Source organism: Phytohabitans sp. LZ39 (assembly GCF_059359075.1).
On sequence record NZ_JCADBM010000027.1, the window covers coordinates 145,593 to 161,754 of the forward strand.

Below are 16,162 nucleotides of genomic sequence, written 5' to 3' on the forward strand. Positions count from 1 at the left end.
CAGCAGGGCGAACATCTCTGGTACGAACGTATGGGTCCGCTGGGAGGAGAGCACTCGGATGCCGTACGTGCTGGGGATCGACATCGGTGGCACGACCACGACCGCCGCCGTCTCGCGTCTGGGTAACGCGAGATGGCTGGTGCCCGAGGTCGTGCGACTCGGGACGAGGTCCACGGCCGTGCCGTCGGTGCTGCACGTCGCGGGTGACGGCGCGCTTACGGTGGGCGAGCCGGTGCAGCTTGACGCTGGCCGGGTCGCGCGCGGTTTCGTCCGGCGCATCGGCGACGACGTGCCGCTCATCGTGGGTGGCGAGCCCTGCACACCGCAGGCGCTCACCGCCGTGCTGGCCATGTGGGTGGTCGAGCGGGTGCTGGCTCACGAGGGGGAGCCGGCTGAGCAGGTGGTGATCAGCCACCCCGCCGCATGGGGCGCGTATCGCCGGGAGCTGTTGCACCGGGCGCTATGGGAGATCGGCCTGGCCAACGTCACGTTGCTGCCGGAGCCTGTCGTCGCTGCCGAGAGTCACGCCGCGAGCGGCTGGAGGGGCCGCACCTTCGGCGTGTACTCCCTGGGCGGCAGCGACTACGAGGCTTCGGTCGTGCGCTGGGCGGAGGGTGTCGGCTTCCAACTCCTCGGCAGTGCGGGCGCGATCGAGCCGTTCGGCGGCGCGGACGTCGACGAGGCCCTCGTCGACCACGTGCGGTCGCGGCTCGACCGGGACCTGCGGGAGATCTTCACGAGCGGCCCGCAGGCCCGGATCGCGCTCTTCGGCCTGCGCCGGGAGTGCCGGCGGGTGAAGGAGGAACTGACCACGTCCACCGAGGCCGAAGTGGTGCTCAGCACGTCCCACGGGCACGTGCGGGTGCCGGTCAGCCGGGCCGAGCTCGAAGAGCTGGTCCGGCCGGCGCTGGAGCTGAGCGTCGAGACGTTGGCGCAGGTGGTGCGGTCCTGCGGCCTGCGGCGGCGCGAGCTGGACGGTGTCCTCCTCGTGGGTGGCGCGGCGCGGATGCCGCTGGTCGCGGAGCTGCTCCGCGCCGCACTGCCCGGGCCGGTCGCGGTGGAGGCCGAGCCGCAGAGCACGGCGGCCGCCGGGGCGGCGCTCGCCGCGGTGCAGGTGCTGTCGCCGCCAAGCGCGTGGCGGCAGGATCCAATGTGGATTCCCGAGCAGCGGGCCATCGAGTCGTCGAACCATGAGCCGCCGCCGTTCGTGCAAGATGGCATGGACGCCGGCCCGCCACCGCGCCCGCCCGTCGACATCACACCGTTGCGACTCCGGCCGACACAGCGCCTCTTCGGCCTGGTAGGAGGCCAAGCTTGAGCTCCCGCATCGTCCAGGCCCCGCGGCTCGTCCTGGATGAACCGACCGCGGCGCTGCTCGACGCGGCCACCGCCGCGCCGCACGCGTCGCTGCGGGTGGCCATTCAAGCACCCGGCGGATACGGCAAGAGCCTGCTGCTGCGGGAGCTGACTCGGATCTACCGCCATGCCGACGTGCCGGTGGTCGACGCGTGGCAGGACGTGTCACCGCAGGACGGTCCGTTCGTACTTGTTTTGGATGACGCCCACAGATTGGGAGACGAGCGGCTGCGCGAGCTGCGCGCGCTCGTCGAAGCGCGCCGGCCCGGCATCGTGCTGGCGTACCGGCCGTGGCCCCGTCCAGCCGCCCTCGCCGAGCTGCTTGAGCTGCTCCGGCTGGACGGGCCACCGCTGGTGCTGAGCCCTTTCACCGTCGAGCAGACCGCGAAGCACCTCGGCGTCGAGGCGGGCGCCACCGCCGCGAAGTACGTGTTCGCGCAGACCGGTGGTGTACCCCGATTGGTGGACCGGCTTGCGCCGGTGGCCGAGCGGCCGGATGCTGGTGTGCCCCCGCAGGTCCTGGTGCAGTTTCGGGCCGACCTCGACGACCTCGACGCCGAGCTGCGCGCGCTGCTGCTCGCCGCCGCCACGGGCGTGGAGCTCCCCACCGACCTGCTCGGCGCGCTGCTCGGCCGCGCACCGGACGCCGTCGACGACCTGCTCGACGCGGCCCGCGCCACCGGACTCCTGGCCCCGGACGGCCGGCTGGTGCCGGTCGCGCGCCGCGCGGTCGCCTCGCTCAGCCCGGCCGCCCACCGCACCGCCGTGTGGCAGCGGCTGGCCGAGCTCCAGCTCGCGCGCGGCGGTGCGGTACTCCCGCTGGTGCGTGCCCTGCGCGAGGCCGGTGTGAGCGGTGGTGGTCTCGCCGCGATGTTCGAGGCCGCGGCCGAAGAGGCCCTCGTCGACGAGCCGGCGCTGGCCGCTGAGCTGTTCGCGGTCGCGGCCTCCGCCGGGCGACCGACCGACGCGCGCCGCGCGCTGGCCGCGGCACTCTCCGGCGACCTCGACTCCGGCCTGCGCCTGGCCGACCGCCTCGTCGCCGCGGAGGGCTCGCCGGACCGCGCGGTGGGCGCGGCGGTATCGGGCTCCGCGCTCGCCCACCGGGGCCAGCTCGGCCGCAGCGCCGAGCTGTACCGGTGGTCGGGCACCACGTCTTCGGTGTCGTTCGCCGCGATCGGCTTCATCGGCACGGGCCAGCTCGGCCGGGCCGACGACCTGGTCCCGCCGGACGGTCCGCCCACGCTGCTCACCGGCGCGGCGGCGCTGATGGCGAGCGGCATCCGGGAGTCCCTTACCGGCTCGGCCACCGCGGCGCTGTCCACATTGGTCCAGGCGGCCGCGCTGCTGGAGCCGGCCGGCCGCGCGGTGCTGCTGCCGGACAGCCCGGCCGCGCTCGCCGCGCTGGTGGCCCTCCACTGTGGCGAGTTGGACACCGGCGAGGCGGTGCTCGACCGGGCCATCGCGGCCGACGTGGGCGCCGCGCTGATGTCCCGCCGCCACCGCCTTTTGCAGGGCTGGATGCAGATGGTGCGCGGCCGCACCGCCGCGGCCGCCGAGCACCTCGCCACCGCCGGCACCCGGCCGCTGGAGCCGCGCGACCTGCTCTTCGCCACCGCACTCGAGGCCGGCATCGCCCGCCGCAACAGCGACCTCGCCGCCCTGCACCGCGCCTGGGCGCAGGCCCGCGAGGCGGTGATGCGGCACCCGGTCGACCTGTACTCGCTGTTGCCCCTCGGTGAGCTGGCCGTCGCCGCCGCCCGCCTGGGCGAGCAGTCCCGCATCGCGACCCACCTGGGCGAGGCGTGGCGGCTGCTCGACCGCATCGGTCGCCCACCACTGTGGACGGCGCCGCTGCACTGGTGCGGCCTGCACGCGGCCATCATCGCCGAGGAACCCACAACTGCCGATGAACACGCCGCCGCGTTGGTGGCGACCGCCAAGCACAGCCGGTACGGTGCGGTGGTAGCGGCAGCGGCGGAAAGTTGGCTGGAGACACTGCGCGGGGCGGTCGATCCGGCCAAAGTGGAGGCTGCCGCCAGGGGGTTGCACGGTGCGGGACTCTGGTGGGACGGCGCCCGGCTGGCGGGGCAGGCGGCGATCCGTACGTCGGACCGCAAGGCCATGACCGCGTTGCTCGATTGCGCCCGGTTGCTCCAGGGCTCCGCCCGCGGAGGCGGTTCCTCGACGGCGGCGCAGCCGGCCGTGGCGCAAGTCACAGAGGCGTTCACCGCGCCTGCGGAGAGCCTGCTCAGCGAGCGCGAACAGGAGGTGGCGGATCTGGTACTCGACGGCCTGACGTATCGACAGATCGGCGACCGCCTCTTCATATCGGCCAAGACGGTCGAGCACCACGTGGCACGCATGCGCCAGCGGCTGGGCTGCGCCAACCGCGGCGACCTGCTCGCCAAGCTGCGTGCCATGACCGCGGACCGGCCGGGCGCAGCGTCGCGCCGGGCCCCTTGGCCGCGCCGCCCGATGGACTGAAGATTTTCGACGAGGGGGAGACGACGTGGCGCACCCGGCGGTTACGAGCGATGACCTGGCATGGCTTCTCGACGACGTCGTCGACCGCGTTCGCGGTGCCGAGCATGCCGTAGCGATTTCCCCCGACGGCCTCCTGCTGGCCGCCTCCCGCCACGCCGGCCCGATGGCCGCCGACCAGCTGTCCACTGTGGCCGCGGGCCTGTACGCACTGGCGGTCGCCGCCGGCCGCCACACCGAGAGCGGCGCCGTCCGGCAGATCACCATCGAGATGCGGGAAAAGTTCCTCTTCGTGACCGCCACCGCCGGCGGCGCCATCCTGGCCGTCGTCTTCGAGGCCGACTCCGACGTCGACGCGATCGCCTACGAGATGGCACTCTTCGCCGGCCGCGCCGACCACCACCTGCCCGCGTTCACCGCACTCGCCGCCTCGTCGTAAAAATCCCAGGCCGGGAGATCAGCGCTACCGCGACGTCCGCCGTGGTCCAGGCCGTTGCTCCCGCGGCCTCACCCGTCCGCCGCCGGTCGCGGTTACCCCTCTTTCCGTGGGCGGCGTTTGCCCGCCGCCGGCTGGCTAGTTGTCGGTGAGGGCTGCGCGGCAGCGGTCGGCGTGGGTGGTGACTCGCTGGCAGAGGCGCTCGGCCAGCTCACCAGGCGCGCTGTGTGCCGCCGCCTTGAACGCATCCGGTATGCGGGCTGCGAGATCGTCGATTCGCGTCACGGTGGCATCGGGGTCGAGCCCGCCGCCTTCGGCCAGCCGGCGCCAATGCCGCGCGCGGATCGCCGCGATCCGGTACTCGCCACCGATGCGCATCGCCATCCGCAGCTTCGGGGCGTGCATCTCGTCGTAGGGCAGAGCGCTGGCCAGGTCGTAGAGCGGCGCCAGTCGCACCTCAGAGCCGGAGAGCAGCAGGGAGTAGTTCTTGGCGTGGGCATCCGTGCCCGCGATGATCCAGTTGAACGCCAGTGCGTCCACGAACCGGCGGCGGCAGCTGTCCGACCGGAGCAGGCCCAGGATCTGCTCCGGGCCGGGGCCGCCCTCGCTCTGGTACTTGATCACCGGTGGGATCCCGAGTGCCTGGCACAGGTCTTCCTGGTGCAGCCGGCGGATCGCGCCGTCCGCGCGCGGGAGCCGGTCATAGCGGTCGACGACGATGACCCGCTCGCCGTCGAACGACGCGATGCGCGAAGCCGCCGCGTCGAGGCCAAGACCACGGGCGGCTTCGAATTCGGCGTCATAGGTCAGCGTCAGTTCGCCGTTGCGGTCCTGCCTCACCGCCCCGGCGATCTGACCGTCCATCAGGACGACGAGTGCCATGAACCACACCATGCCCGACACGGAGTGTGGTGGGTGAGCGGCAATCAGGTGGTGGCGGCGAACGCCTCCTCGAGGATTTCCAGGCCGCGCTCCAACGTCGGGTCGTCGATCACCAGGGGCGGCAGGAAGCGCAGCACGTTGCCGTACGTGCCGCAGGTCAGCGTGAGCAGCCCGGCCCGGTGGCAGGCGGCCGAGACCGCGCCCGCCGCGGCCGCGTCCGGGGTGATCGTGCCGGGCTGGACGATCTCGACGGCGAGCATGGCGCCGCGGCCGCGTACGTCGCCGATGCGCGGGTCGTGGCCGGCCAAAGCGCGCAGGCGGGGCACCATCACCGACTCGATGCGGCGGGCGGCGGCAGCCAGGTCGAGCTCGCGCATCGTCTCGATCGCGGCAAGTGCGGCGGCGCAGGCGAGCGGGTTGCCGCCGTACGTACCGCCGAGGCCGCCCGGGTGCACCGCGTCCATGACCTCGGCGCGCCCGGTCACCGCGCCGAGCGGCAGCCCGCCGGCGATGCCCTTCGCGGTGGTGACCAGGTCGGGCTCGACACCCTCGTGCTCGCAGGCAAACCACGACCCGGTGCGGCAGAAGCCGGTCTGGATCTCGTCGGCAACGAAGAGCGCCCCGGCCGCGGCGGTCCACGCGGCCAGGGCCGGGAGGAAGCCGGGAGCGGGCACGACGAAGCCGCCCTCGCCCTGGATCGGCTCGGCGATGACCGCCGCCACGTTGGCCGCGCCGACCTGCTTGTCGACCTGGTCCAGTGCGCGGGCCGCGGCCTCGGCACCGCTCAGGCCGCCGTCCCGGAACGGGTACGACATCGGCACGCGGTAGACCTCGCCGGCGAACGGGCCGAAGCGGTGCTTGTACGGCATGTTCTTGGCGGTCATCGCCATCGTGAGGTTGGTGCGCCCGTGGTACGCGTGGTCGAGCACCACGATGGCCGGCCGCCCGGTGGCGTGGCGGGCGATCTTCACGGCGTTTTCGACCGCTTCGGCGCCGGAGTTGAAGAGGGCCGAGCGCTTTTCGAACCCGCCCGGCGTCAGCGAGTTGAGCGTCTCGGCGACGGCCACATAGGACTCGTACGGCGCGACCATGAAGCAGGTGTGCGTGAAGCGGGCCACCTGTTCGCGCACCGCCGCGACGACGCGGGGCGCCGCGTTGCCGACGGAGGTGACCGCGATGCCGGACGCGAAGTCGATCCACTCGCGACCGTCTACATCGGTCAGCGTGCCGCCGGCGGCGTGATCCACATAGGACGACACGACGCTGCCGACGCCGCGGGCCACCGCCGCCGTGCGGCGCTTGTGCAGCTCCTCTGAGGTGGGCATCGCCTAACCCCAGTTGTGCATGACGTGCTTGAGCCGGGTGTAGTCCTCCAGGCTGTACACGGAAAGATCCTTGCCGTGCCCGGAGTGCTTGAACCCGCCGTGTGGCATCTCGGAGACGAACGGGATGTGGGTGTTGACCCATACGCAGCCGAAGTCGAGCCGGCGGGTCATCCGCATCGCGCGCCCGTGGTCCTTCGTCCACACGGAGGCGGAGAGGCCGTACTCCACGCCGTTGGCCCAGCGCACCGCCTCCTCCTCGTCGGTGAAGCGCTGCACCGTGATCACCGGGCCGAAGACCTCGTCCTGGATGATCTCGTCCTGCTGCCGTACGCCGGAGACGACGGTGGGCGAGTAGAAGAACCCGCGGTCGCCGACCCGCGAGCCGCCGATGCCGAGCGAGGCGTGATCGGGCAGCCGGTCCACGAAGCCGCTTACGCGCGCGAGCTGGTTGGCGTTGTTGAGCGGGCCGTAGAGCACGTCCTCCTCGTCCGGGCCGCCGGTCTTGGTCTCCCGCGCCTGCTCGACGAGCGCGGCCACGAAGTCGTCGTGGATGCCGGGGCCGGCGAGCACCCGCGTGGCCGCGGTGCAGTCCTGGCCGGCGTTGAAGTAGCCGCCGACCGCGATCGCCTCGGCCGCGGCGGCCAGGTCGGCGTCGTCGAAGATCACGACCGGGGCCTTGCCGCCAAGTTCGAGGTGGGTGCGCTTGAGGTCGGGGGCGGCCGCCGCGGCGACCTCCTTGCCGGCCCGGGTGGAGCCAGTGATCGATACCAGCTGCGGGGTCGGGTGGGCGACCAGCGAGCGGCCGGTGTCGCGGTCGCCGCAGACCACGTTGAAGACGCCCGCCGGCAGGAACTCGGAAGCGATCTCGGCGAGCAGCAGCGTGGACACCGGCGTGGTGTCGGACGGCTTGAGCACGACCGTGTTGCCCGCCGCGAGGGCTGGCGCGATCTTCCAGATCGCCATCATCAGCGGGTAGTTCCACGGGGTCACCTGGCCGACGACGCCGATCGGCTCGCGCCGCACGTAGGAGGTGTGACCCGCCATGTACTCCCCGGCCGAGCGCCCCTCCAGCATCCGCGCGGCACCGGCGAAGAAGCGCAGCTCGTCGACCGCGGGCGGGAGCTCCTCCTCGGCGGTGAGCTGGCGCGGCTTGCCGGTGTTGCGCACCTCGGCGTCAACGAGCTCGGCGGTCCGCGACTCCACCGCGTCGGCGAACTTCAACAGCGCCTTCTGCCGCTCCGCGGGCGTGGCGTCGCGCCACGACTCGAAGGCGGTCGCGGCGGCGTCCATCGCGAGGTCGACGTCGCGCTCGGAGGAGACCGGCGCCTGGCCGAAGACCTCGCCCGTGCACGGGTCGACAAGATCGCTGAAGCGGCCGTCGACCGGATCGACGTAGCCCCCGTTGACGAAGTTGCGCAGTACTTGCTTGTCAGTCATCGAGGTCTCCCGGTGAACGGCGGTTATCGCATCTCACCCGCCATCTTCGCGACTGAATTCGCGGCAGACAAGGTGCTTGGCGACTGTTTTCGTTAACCGACTAGAGTTTGACCATGGAGATCACGCCCTTCTACGTGGCCGGGCAGAAGAGCACCAGCGACGACACCCTCGACGTTCACCACCCCTATGACGGTCGCACGGTCGGGCGCACCGCGAACGCCACTCCCGAGCAGGTCGAGCGGGCGGTGGCGGCCGCCGCGGGCGTGGCCGCCGAAGCCTCCGCGCTCCCGGCCGCCGCGCGCGCCGCGGCGCTGGACCACGTCTCCCACCGGCTCGCCGAGCGGGTCGACGAGGTGGCACAGCTGATCACCGCCGAAAACGGCAAGCCGCTCAAGTGGGCGCGCGCCGAGGTCGCACGCGGCGTCTCCACGTTTCGCTGGGCGGCCGAGGAAGCGCGCCGCTTCGCCGGCGAGCTCCAGCGCCTCGATACGGACCCGGCGGCGGCTGGGCGGATAGCCATGATCCGCCGCTTTCCGCGCGGGCCGGTGCTCGGCATCAGCCCGTTCAACTTCCCGCTCAACCTTGTCGCCCACAAGGTGGCACCGGCCATCGCGGTCGGCGCACCGATCGTCCTCAAGCCGGCCCCGGCCACCCCGCTGACCGCGCTGCTGCTCGGCTCGATCCTGGCCGAGACGGACCTGCCGGCGGGCATGTTCTCCGTGCTCCCGGTGCCCAACGATCGCGCCGGCGCGCTGGTCGAGGACCCGCGCCTGCCGGTCGTGTCGTTCACCGGCTCCGGCCCGGTCGGCTACGCGATCCGCGACCGCGTGCCGCACAAGCACGTGACGCTGGAGCTGGGCGGCAACGCGGCGGCCCTGGTCTGCGGCGACTGGTCGTCGATCGAGGATCTGGAATGGGCGGCGCGGCGGATCGCGCTCTTCTCCAACTACCAGGCCGGGCAGAGCTGCATCGCGGTCCAGCGCGTGTTCGTGCACGAATACCTGGAGGACGCATTCGTCCCCCGGCTCGTCGCCGCCGTGGAAGCGCTGAAGACCGGCGACCCGTCCGACGAGACCGTCGACGTCGGCCCGATGATCAGCGAAGACGCCGCGAAGCGGGTGGAGAGCTGGGTCGACGAGGCCGTGGCGGGTGGCGCCACCGTCGTCGCCGGCGGCCAGCGGCAGGGCGCCACCTTCCCACCCACGGTGCTGACCGGCGTGCCGGCCGGCGCGAAGGTGCTCACCGAGGAGGTCTTCGGCCCGGTGCTCGCGGTGGCCCGCGTTCCCGACGACGCGGCCGGGCTGGCGGCCGTCAACGACTCGGCGTTCGGCCTGCAAGCCGGCGTCTTCACGCACAACCTCCAGACCGCGTTCACCGCACACCGCACGCTGGAGGTGGGCGGCGTGATCATCGGCGACGTGCCCTCCTACCGCGCCGACCAGATGCCCTACGGCGGCCTCAAAGGCAGCGGCGTCGGCCGCGAAGGCCTCCGCAGCGCGATGGACGACTACACAGAACCGAGAGTCATGGTCCTGACCGGCATCGACCTTTAGATCAGGTCCCGGGTCCGCGTCACCCGCGGACCGCCGCTCCCGCCGGAGACCGCGGAGCCCGGCGGCTCGCAGGGCGAGCCGAGATCCCCGGCCTCCGCTGCCAGCTCCGCGGGACAAGCCCTTGGGCGTCGCGAAGCGACGCCTCACCAACGGCGGACGGGTGAGGCCGCGGGAGCAGCGGTCTGGACCACGACGGGCGTCGCGGTAGCTCAGAATTTCGATCTCTTGGGGTAGATCCTCTAGGCCTTGAGCGCCGACGAGACTAGGGCTTGGCCTTCCTGCTGGAGTTGGGCCAGGTGGTCGGGGCCTTTGAAGGACTCGGCGTAGAGCTTGTAGACGTCTTCGGTGCCGGAGGGGCGGGCGGCCAGCCAGCCCGACGCGGTGACGATCTTGACGCCGCCGATCGGGGCGTTGTTGCCGGGGGCGTTGGAGAGGACGGCGGTGATCGGGTCGCCGGCGAGCTCGCTCGCGGTTACCTGGTCGGCCGAGAGCTTGGCCAGCACGGCCTTTTCCTCGCGGCTGGCCGGTGCGTCGATCCGGGCGTAGGCGGGCGCGCCGAACCGGTCGGTCAGCTCGGCGTACCGCTCGCTCGGCGAGCGGCCGGTGACCGCGATGATCTCGGAGGCGAGCAGGCAGAGGATGATGCCGTCCTTGTCGGTGGTCCACACCGAGCCGTCCTGGCGCAGGAAAGACGCGCCGGCGCTCTCTTCGCCGCCGAAGCCCACGCTGCCGTCGACGAGGCCGTCGACGAACCACTTGAAACCGACCGGCACCTCCATCAGCCGGCGGCCGAGGTCGTTGGCCACGCGGTCGATCATCGAGGAGGAGACAAGCGTCTTGCCCACGGCGGCGTCCGCGGCCCACCGCGGGCGGTTGCGGTAGAGGTAGTCGATCGCGACGGCCAGGTAGTGGTTGGGGTTCATCAGGCCGCCGTCTGGGGTGACGATGCCGTGGCGGTCGGCGTCCGCGTCGTTTCCGGTGGCCACCTGGAACGCGCCGCGCTGCTCGATCAGCGAGGCCATCGCGTACGGCGACGAGCAGTCCATCCGGATCTTGCCGTCCCAGTCGAGCGTCATGAACCGCCACGTCGGGTCGACCTGCGGGTTGACCACGGTGAGGTCGAGCCCGTGGCGGCTGGCGATCTCGTCCCAGTACGCGACGCTCGCGCCGCCGAGCGGGTCGGCGCCGATGCGCACCCCGGCCGCGCGGATCGCATCGATGTCGACCACGTTGGGGAGGTCGCCGACATAGGTGCCGACATAGTCGTACGTCTCGGTGGTCTCGGCGGCCCGCGCGCGCGTGACGGTGACCCGCCGGACCTCCTTGAGCCCGCTCTCCAGCAGCGCGTTGGCGCGGTCTTCGATCACCTTGGTGACGTCGGTGCCGGCCGGCCCGCCCGACGGCGGGTTGTACTTGAAGCCGCCGTCCTGCGGCGGGTTGTGTGACGGCGTGACGACCACACCGTCGGCCAGCCCGCTCGTCCGACCACGGTTGTAGGTGAGGATCGCGTGCGACACCGCCGGCGTCGGCGTGTAGCCGTCGCGGCTGTCGAGCCGCACCCGCACCCCGTTGGCGGCGAAGACCTCCAGCGCGCTCAGCAGCGCCGGCTCGGAGAGGGCGTGGGTGTCGCGGGCCAGGTAGAGCGGGCCGTCGATGCCGCGCTCCGCCCGGTACTCGCAGATGGCCTGGCTCATCGCGACCACGTGGTCTTCGTTGAACGCCAGCTTCAGGCTGGACCCCCGGTGCCCCGATGTGCCGAACCCGACCCGCTGCCCGGCCTCCGCCACGTCCGGCTTACCGGTGTAGTAGGCCGAGACGAGGTGGGGCACGTCGACGAGATCACCAGACTCGGCGACGCGACCGGCGCGAGGGTGAAGCCGGGCAGTATCGGACACGACGTATCCTCTCGGGAAGTCGGGAAGCGGTTTCGATCGTAGTCGTGTGGGAGGCTTCTGTTGGCGGGCAACATTCGGGTCGTGGCCTTTGACCTCGACGACACACTCGCCGTGTCGAAGTCCCAAATCGACGACCGGATGGCGAAGCTGCTGGCCCAGTTGCTGGCTCAGGTCGACGTCTGCGTGATCTCGGGCGGGCGGTTCGAGCAGTTCGATACCCAGGTGCTGCGCCATCTAGACCTCGATGCCGTCGCGCGTCAGCGGCTGCACCTGATGCCCACCTGCGGCACCCGCTACTACCGCTGGATCGACGGCGGCTGGGGCCTCGTGTACGCCGAGGACCTCACCGAAGAGGCCAAGGAGCGCATCGTCGCGGTGCTGGTCGAGGGTGCGAAGGCGCTCGGCATCTGGGAGCCCGAGCCGTGGGGCGACATCGTCGAAGACCGCGGAAGCCAGGTGACGTTCTCGGCGCTGGGGCAGCGGGCGCCGGTCGACGCCAAGTACGCGTGGGACCCCGACGGCGCCAAGAAGGCGGCCCTGCGTGACTACGCGGCCGCCCGCCTGCCCGACCTGGAGGTGCGTAGCGGCGGCTCCACGTCGGTCGACGTGACCAAGATGGGCGTCGACAAGGCGTACGGCATGGGCAAACTGATCGAGCACCTCGGCCTGGCCATCGAAGAGGTGCTCTTCGTCGGCGACCGCCTCGACGAGGGCGGCAACGACTACCCGGTGAAGGCGATGGGTATCCGCTCCGTGGCGGTGACCCGCTGGCAGGACACCGCGGACTACGTCGAGCGGCTGCTCACCACGCTGCCGGACGGTGTACCCGGGGACGTTTAGGATCATCGCAGCCCCGCCCGCGTTTGGAAGGAGCGTCCGGTGTCGCTGGACACGCAGTTGCTGGAGATCCTCGCGTGCCCAGACACGCATCACGCACCCCTGGAGTACGACGCCGCCGCCGAGACCCTGACCTGCACCGAGTGCGGCCGGATCTTCGAGGTGCGAGACGGCATCCCGGTGCTGCTGCTGGACGAGGCCCGTACCCCGGAGGGCGAGCCCCCTACCCCTGAAGGCGAGAAATGAGCGCGAGCGTGCGCGGCCGCCGCACGGTCGACGAGGCACTGTTGGACAACCCCGACGCCCTGGCGGAAAACGACCCAGGCGGCATGCTGCGGGCCACCGCTTCCGCGGGCGCGCAGGTCCGCGAGACGGCGGCGCTCGCCGCGGAGGCCAACCTGGCCGCGCTGAGTGACGAGGGCCGCCCGCGTGCCGTCGTGATCGCGGGCATCGGCACCGCTGGCCGCACCGGCGAGATCCTCGCGACGGTCGCCGGCCCCCGCTGTCCCGTCCCCGTGATCGCGCACCGCAGCGCCGGCGTGCCCGGCTGGGTCGGCGCCGCCGACGTGGTGATCGCGGTCAGCGCCTCCGGCCGCAGCCCCGAGGCGCTCGGCGCCGCCGAGGCGGCCGCCCGCCGGGGCGCGCGCCTCGTGGCGGTCGGCGCGCCCGACTCGCTGCTCCAGTCGGTGGCGGAGGGCGCGCGGGCGCCGTTCATCCCGGTGCCTCGGCGGGCCCCGGCCCGCGCCAGCCTCTGGGGGCTGACGGTGCCGGTGCTGCTGGCCGCCCGCACGTTCGGCCTGGTGAAGGTCAACGAGGCCGACCTGGCCGAGACCGCGTCGCGGCTCGACGCGGACGCCGATCGCTGCCGCCCGACGGCCGAGTCCTTCGTCAACCCGGCGAAGTCGCTGGCGCTGGGCCTGGCCGGCTCGGTGCCGATCGTGTGGGGCTCGTCGCCGCTGGCCGCGGTGGCCGCCCGGCGCTTCGCCGACACGATCTCCGCGAACGCCCGCTACCCCGTGGTCGCCGGCGCTCTGGGTGAGGCCGGCCGCGGTCGGGTGGGCCTGCTCGACGGCGTCTTCGGCGGCCTGGTGGAGTCGTCCCGCGACATCTTCGCCGACGAGGGGGAGGAGCAGGACGTCACGCGGCTTCGCGTGGTGCTGCTCCGCGACGGCGGCCTCGGCAACGAGGAAGACGCCGACGAGCCGGTCGCGGTCGAGGAGCGGCGGGCCGACGCGGTGCAGACGCTGGCCGAGCGGCGCGGTGTCCGCTGCGACGTGGTCACCGCCGAGGGCGGCTCACCGCTGGAGCGGCTGGCCTCGCTGGTCGCCGTGCCCGACTTCGCCTCGATCTACCTCGCTCTCGCACACGGACTCGACCCCATGGCCGTGCCGGCCGTCACCGAGATGAAGGAGCTGAGCAACCCGTGAGTACCTCCGGCGGCACCAGAGCGATCATCGCAGCGCTGCTGGCAAACCTGGGTATCGCGGTCACGAAGTTCCTCGCGTGGCTGCTCACCCAGTCGTCGTCGATGCTGGCCGAGTCGATCCACTCCGTGGCCGACTCCGGCAACCAGGCGCTGCTGCTGCTCGGCGGGCGCCGGGCGCGGCGGGAGGCCACCCCGCAGCACCCCTTCGGGTTTGGGCGGGAGCGCTACATCTACGCGTTCATCGTCTCGATCGTGCTCTTCAGCCTCGGCGGATGCTTCGCGTTGTACGAGGCGTACCACAAGTGGGGTCACCGGGACGAGGGCATCACACAGTGGCACTGGGTGCCGGTGGTCGTGCTCTCGGCCGCGATCGTCATGGAGTCGTTCTCGTTCCGTACGGCGATCGTCGAGTCCAACCACGTGCGGGGCAAGGCATCGTGGGTCCAGTTTGTCCGCCGGGCCCGGGCGCCCGAGCTGCCCGTGGTGCTGCTGGAAGACCTCGGTGCGCTGGTCGGTCTGATCTTCGCGCTCATCGGCGTGTCGATGACGCTGATCACCGGTGACGGCACCTGGGACGCGCTCGGCACCGCGGCCATCGGCATCCTGCTGGTCACGATCGCGATCGTGCTCGCATTGGAGACCAAGAGCCTGCTGCTCGGGGAGAGCGCCACCCCCGAAGACGAGGCCAAGATCGTGGAAGCGATCACCACGGGCCCGGAGGTCGAGCGGGTCATCCACATGAAGACGCTGCACCTCGGCCCGGAGGAGCTGCTGGTCGCGGCGAAGATCGCGATTCGCGGGCACGAGAGCGGCGAGGACATCGCGCGGCACATCAACTCGACCGAGGCGCGCATCCGCGCGGCCGTCCCGATCGCCCGGGTCATCTACCTCGAGCCGGACATCTACCAGGTGCCGGCCGAGACCGCCCCGGCCGCGGGCTGAGCGGTGCGCCGCCTGTCCGGCCGCGTCCGGCCGTACGCGTGGGGTTCCCGCACCGCGATCGCACGGTTGCAGGGGCGGCCGGTGCCCAGCGAGGGGCCGGAGGCGGAGCTGTGGCTGGGCGCCCATCCGGGCGACCCCGCCACGGTCGACGGGGCGAGCCTGGCCGACCTGATCGCCGCCGAGCCGGAGGGCATGCTCGGCGGCGAGGTGGTGGCGCGCTTCGGCCCGCGCCTGCCGTACCTGATGAAGGTGCTCGCCGCCGCCGCGCCGCTGTCGCTCCAGGCGCACCCGGACGCGGAGCAGGCGCGGGAGCGGTTCGCGGCCGGGCATCCGAGCTACGTCGACGCGTACCACAAGCCCGAGCTGCTCGTGGCGGTGTCGGATTTCGAGGCGCTGTGCGGGTTTCGCGACCCCGCGGCGTCCGCCGCCGCGCTGTCCACTATGGATGCACCCGCACTCAAGCCGGTCGTCGCCGCGCTCGGCCGGGGCGACCTCCGCGCCGCGATGGCCGACCTCGTCGCGCTACCGGCGGCCGCGGTCACCGAGGCGACGGCGGGGCCCGACGCGCCCGCGCTCGTCCGCCGGCTCGCCGCCGGCTATCCGGGCGATCCCGGGGTACTCGTGGCGCTGTTGCTCAACCACGTCACGCTCGCGCCCGGCGAGGCGATCTGGATGCCGGCCGGAAACCTGCACGCGTACCTCGAGGGCACCGGCGTAGAGATCATGGCGGCCAGCGACAACGTGCTGCGCGGCGGTCTGACGCCCAAGCATGTCGACGTGCCCGAGCTGCTGCGGGTGCTGCGCTTCGAAGTGCTGGCCGACCCGGTCGTGCGTCCCGAGCAGGTGGGTCCGGGGATCGTGCGGTGGCCGGCGCCGGTGGAGGAGTTCGCCCTGCACCGCGTGCGGCCGACCGCCGGTGCCGCGGTGCTGCCGGTGCTCGGGCCGCGGGTAGTGATCTGCCTGGCCGGCGACCTGATCGTCGACGACGGCGCAGGCGAGGTGGCGCTGGCCGGTGGCGAGGCGGCCTTCGCCACGGCCGGTCCCGCCGCGCTCACGTTCGTCGGATCCGGAGAGGCGTACGTCGCGTCCGTGCCGGCGTAACTCTGGGCTTCTGGGGTGGGCTCCGTTCCCACCTAGGCGTTTGCGCCATTCGCACACACGTACAGATCAAGAAATTTCCTGATTCGCTTGACACCGCCATAGCGCAATGTAACGCTATAACCACGCAGCGTTATCGCGACGAAAGGTCCGAGTCACGCGCGGGGGAACCAAACCGGGGGGATGCGCGGGGCGGTGGGAGTTGAGCGGAGAGCCCGCTCATGACCCGCCGCCCCGCGCGCTGCGTAGAGTGCCCCGATCCGAGCCCTCTATTTGCGCTTGAGGCCGCCCGCGTATGGTGGTTGCTCGTTGCAACGGACGCGTTCGACAGGAGCTTTCATGACCAGCACTCTGCCGGCGCCGGACGCGTCGGCCTCGGCCCGCCCGCGCACCGTCGCCGAAGGCGACTACAAGGTAGCGGACCTGTCGTTGGCCGGTTTCGGTCGCAAGGAGATCCAGCTCGCGGAGCACGAGATGCCCGGGCTGATGGCCTT

The 16,162-nt window shown here is 72.1% G+C and carries 14 protein-coding genes; 10 read left to right on the forward strand and 4 right to left on the reverse strand.

Annotated elements, in window-relative coordinates; genetic code table 11:
- The first annotated feature begins 58 nt into the window (after window positions 1-58).
- Genes AC5L36_RS38395 through AC5L36_RS38405 form a run of 3 tightly spaced genes read left to right on the forward strand, consistent with a single transcriptional unit; the run spans window position 59 to window position 4,276 of the window.
- Window positions 59-1,318 (forward strand): Hsp70 family protein, encoded by a 1,260-nt coding sequence (locus tag AC5L36_RS38395; protein ID WP_441223579.1) that lies wholly within the window; start codon window positions 59-61, stop codon window positions 1,316-1,318.
- Window positions 1,315-3,840, forward strand: coding sequence for a helix-turn-helix transcriptional regulator (locus AC5L36_RS38400; protein ID WP_441223581.1), 2,526 nt, complete (start codon window positions 1,315-1,317; stop codon window positions 3,838-3,840). Before AC5L36_RS38395 ends, AC5L36_RS38400 begins: the two co-directional genes overlap by 4 nt.
- A 25-nt stretch (window positions 3,841-3,865) precedes the next feature.
- Complete coding sequence (locus AC5L36_RS38405; protein ID WP_441223583.1) at window positions 3,866-4,276, forward strand: roadblock/LC7 domain-containing protein; 411 nt, start codon at window positions 3,866-3,868, stop codon at window positions 4,274-4,276.
- A gap of 135 nt (window positions 4,277-4,411) precedes the next feature.
- Here the strand turns inward: AC5L36_RS38405 and AC5L36_RS38410 are convergent, their stop codons facing one another.
- Genes AC5L36_RS38410 through AC5L36_RS38420 form a run of 3 tightly spaced genes read right to left on the reverse strand, consistent with a single transcriptional unit; the run spans window position 4,412 to window position 7,917 of the window.
- On the reverse strand, window positions 4,412-5,155 hold the full coding sequence (locus AC5L36_RS38410; RefSeq protein ID WP_441223584.1) for a HipA domain-containing protein: 744 nt from the start codon (window positions 5,153-5,155) through the stop codon (window positions 4,412-4,414).
- A gap of 44 nt (window positions 5,156-5,199) precedes the next feature.
- Entirely contained in the window at window positions 5,200-6,480 is a 1,281-nt protein-coding gene (gabT, locus tag AC5L36_RS38415; RefSeq protein ID WP_441223586.1) for a 4-aminobutyrate--2-oxoglutarate transaminase, read from the reverse strand.
- A gap of 3 nt (window positions 6,481-6,483) precedes the next feature.
- Window positions 6,484-7,917, reverse strand: coding sequence for a gamma-aminobutyraldehyde dehydrogenase (locus tag AC5L36_RS38420; protein WP_441223587.1), 1,434 nt, complete (start codon window positions 7,915-7,917; stop codon window positions 6,484-6,486).
- Between the two features lie 113 nt (window positions 7,918-8,030).
- Between AC5L36_RS38420 and AC5L36_RS38425 the strand changes: the two genes are divergently transcribed.
- Window positions 8,031-9,470: an aldehyde dehydrogenase family protein gene (locus AC5L36_RS38425; protein ID WP_441223588.1), complete on the forward strand. Its 1,440-nt coding sequence runs from the start codon at window positions 8,031-8,033 to the stop codon at window positions 9,468-9,470.
- Between the two features lie 239 nt (window positions 9,471-9,709).
- Here the strand turns inward: AC5L36_RS38425 and pgm are convergent, their stop codons facing one another.
- Complete coding sequence (gene pgm / locus AC5L36_RS38430) at window positions 9,710-11,365, reverse strand: phosphoglucomutase (alpha-D-glucose-1,6-bisphosphate-dependent) (RefSeq protein WP_441223590.1); 1,656 nt, start codon at window positions 11,363-11,365, stop codon at window positions 9,710-9,712.
- Window positions 11,366-11,446: 81 nt separating this feature from the next.
- On the opposite strand from pgm, the gene AC5L36_RS38435 reads away from it, so the two are divergent.
- The 6 genes from AC5L36_RS38435 to AC5L36_RS38460 all read left to right on the forward strand — a co-directional run.
- Entirely contained in the window at window positions 11,447-12,205 is a 759-nt protein-coding gene (locus AC5L36_RS38435; RefSeq protein ID WP_441223592.1) for an HAD-IIB family hydrolase, read from the forward strand.
- Window positions 12,206-12,244: 39 nt separating this feature from the next.
- Complete coding sequence (locus tag AC5L36_RS38440) at window positions 12,245-12,448, forward strand: Trm112 family protein (RefSeq protein WP_441223594.1); 204 nt, start codon at window positions 12,245-12,247, stop codon at window positions 12,446-12,448.
- Window positions 12,445-13,629 carry an SIS domain-containing protein gene (locus AC5L36_RS38445; protein ID WP_441223596.1) on the forward strand — a complete coding sequence of 395 codons (1,185 nt, stop codon included), beginning with the start codon at window positions 12,445-12,447 and terminating at the stop codon, window positions 13,627-13,629. Before AC5L36_RS38440 ends, AC5L36_RS38445 begins: the two co-directional genes overlap by 4 nt.
- Window positions 13,626-14,570, forward strand: a complete 945-nt coding sequence (locus AC5L36_RS38450) for a cation diffusion facilitator family transporter (RefSeq protein WP_441223598.1) — start codon at window positions 13,626-13,628, stop codon at window positions 14,568-14,570. Before AC5L36_RS38445 ends, AC5L36_RS38450 begins: the two co-directional genes overlap by 4 nt.
- 3 nt (window positions 14,571-14,573) lie before the next feature.
- Complete coding sequence (gene manA, locus AC5L36_RS38455; protein ID WP_441223600.1) at window positions 14,574-15,671, forward strand: mannose-6-phosphate isomerase, class I; 1,098 nt, start codon at window positions 14,574-14,576, stop codon at window positions 15,669-15,671.
- 336 nt (window positions 15,672-16,007) lie between these two features.
- Window positions 16,008-16,162, forward strand: a 155-nt coding sequence (locus AC5L36_RS38460; RefSeq protein ID WP_441223617.1) for an adenosylhomocysteinase, incomplete at its 3' end; no start/stop codon positions are given.

Bases quoted from the DNA above. Each gene is read 5' to 3' on its own strand.
- AC5L36_RS38395 (WP_441223579.1), top strand. From the start codon at position 59: ATGCCGTACGTGCTGGGGATCGACATCGGTGGCACGACCACGACCGCC.
- AC5L36_RS38410 (WP_441223584.1), bottom strand. From the start codon at position 5,155: ATGGCACTCGTCGTCCTGATGGACGGTCAGATCGCCGGGGCGGTGAGG.
- gabT (WP_441223586.1), bottom strand. From the start codon at position 6,480: ATGCCCACCTCAGAGGAGCTGCACAAGCGCCGCACGGCGGCGGTGGCC.
- AC5L36_RS38420 (WP_441223587.1), bottom strand. From the start codon at position 7,917: ATGACTGACAAGCAAGTACTGCGCAACTTCGTCAACGGGGGCTACGTC.
- AC5L36_RS38425 (WP_441223588.1), top strand. From the start codon at position 8,031: ATGGAGATCACGCCCTTCTACGTGGCCGGGCAGAAGAGCACCAGCGAC.
- AC5L36_RS38445 (WP_441223596.1), top strand. From the start codon at position 12,445: ATGAGCGCGAGCGTGCGCGGCCGCCGCACGGTCGACGAGGCACTGTTG.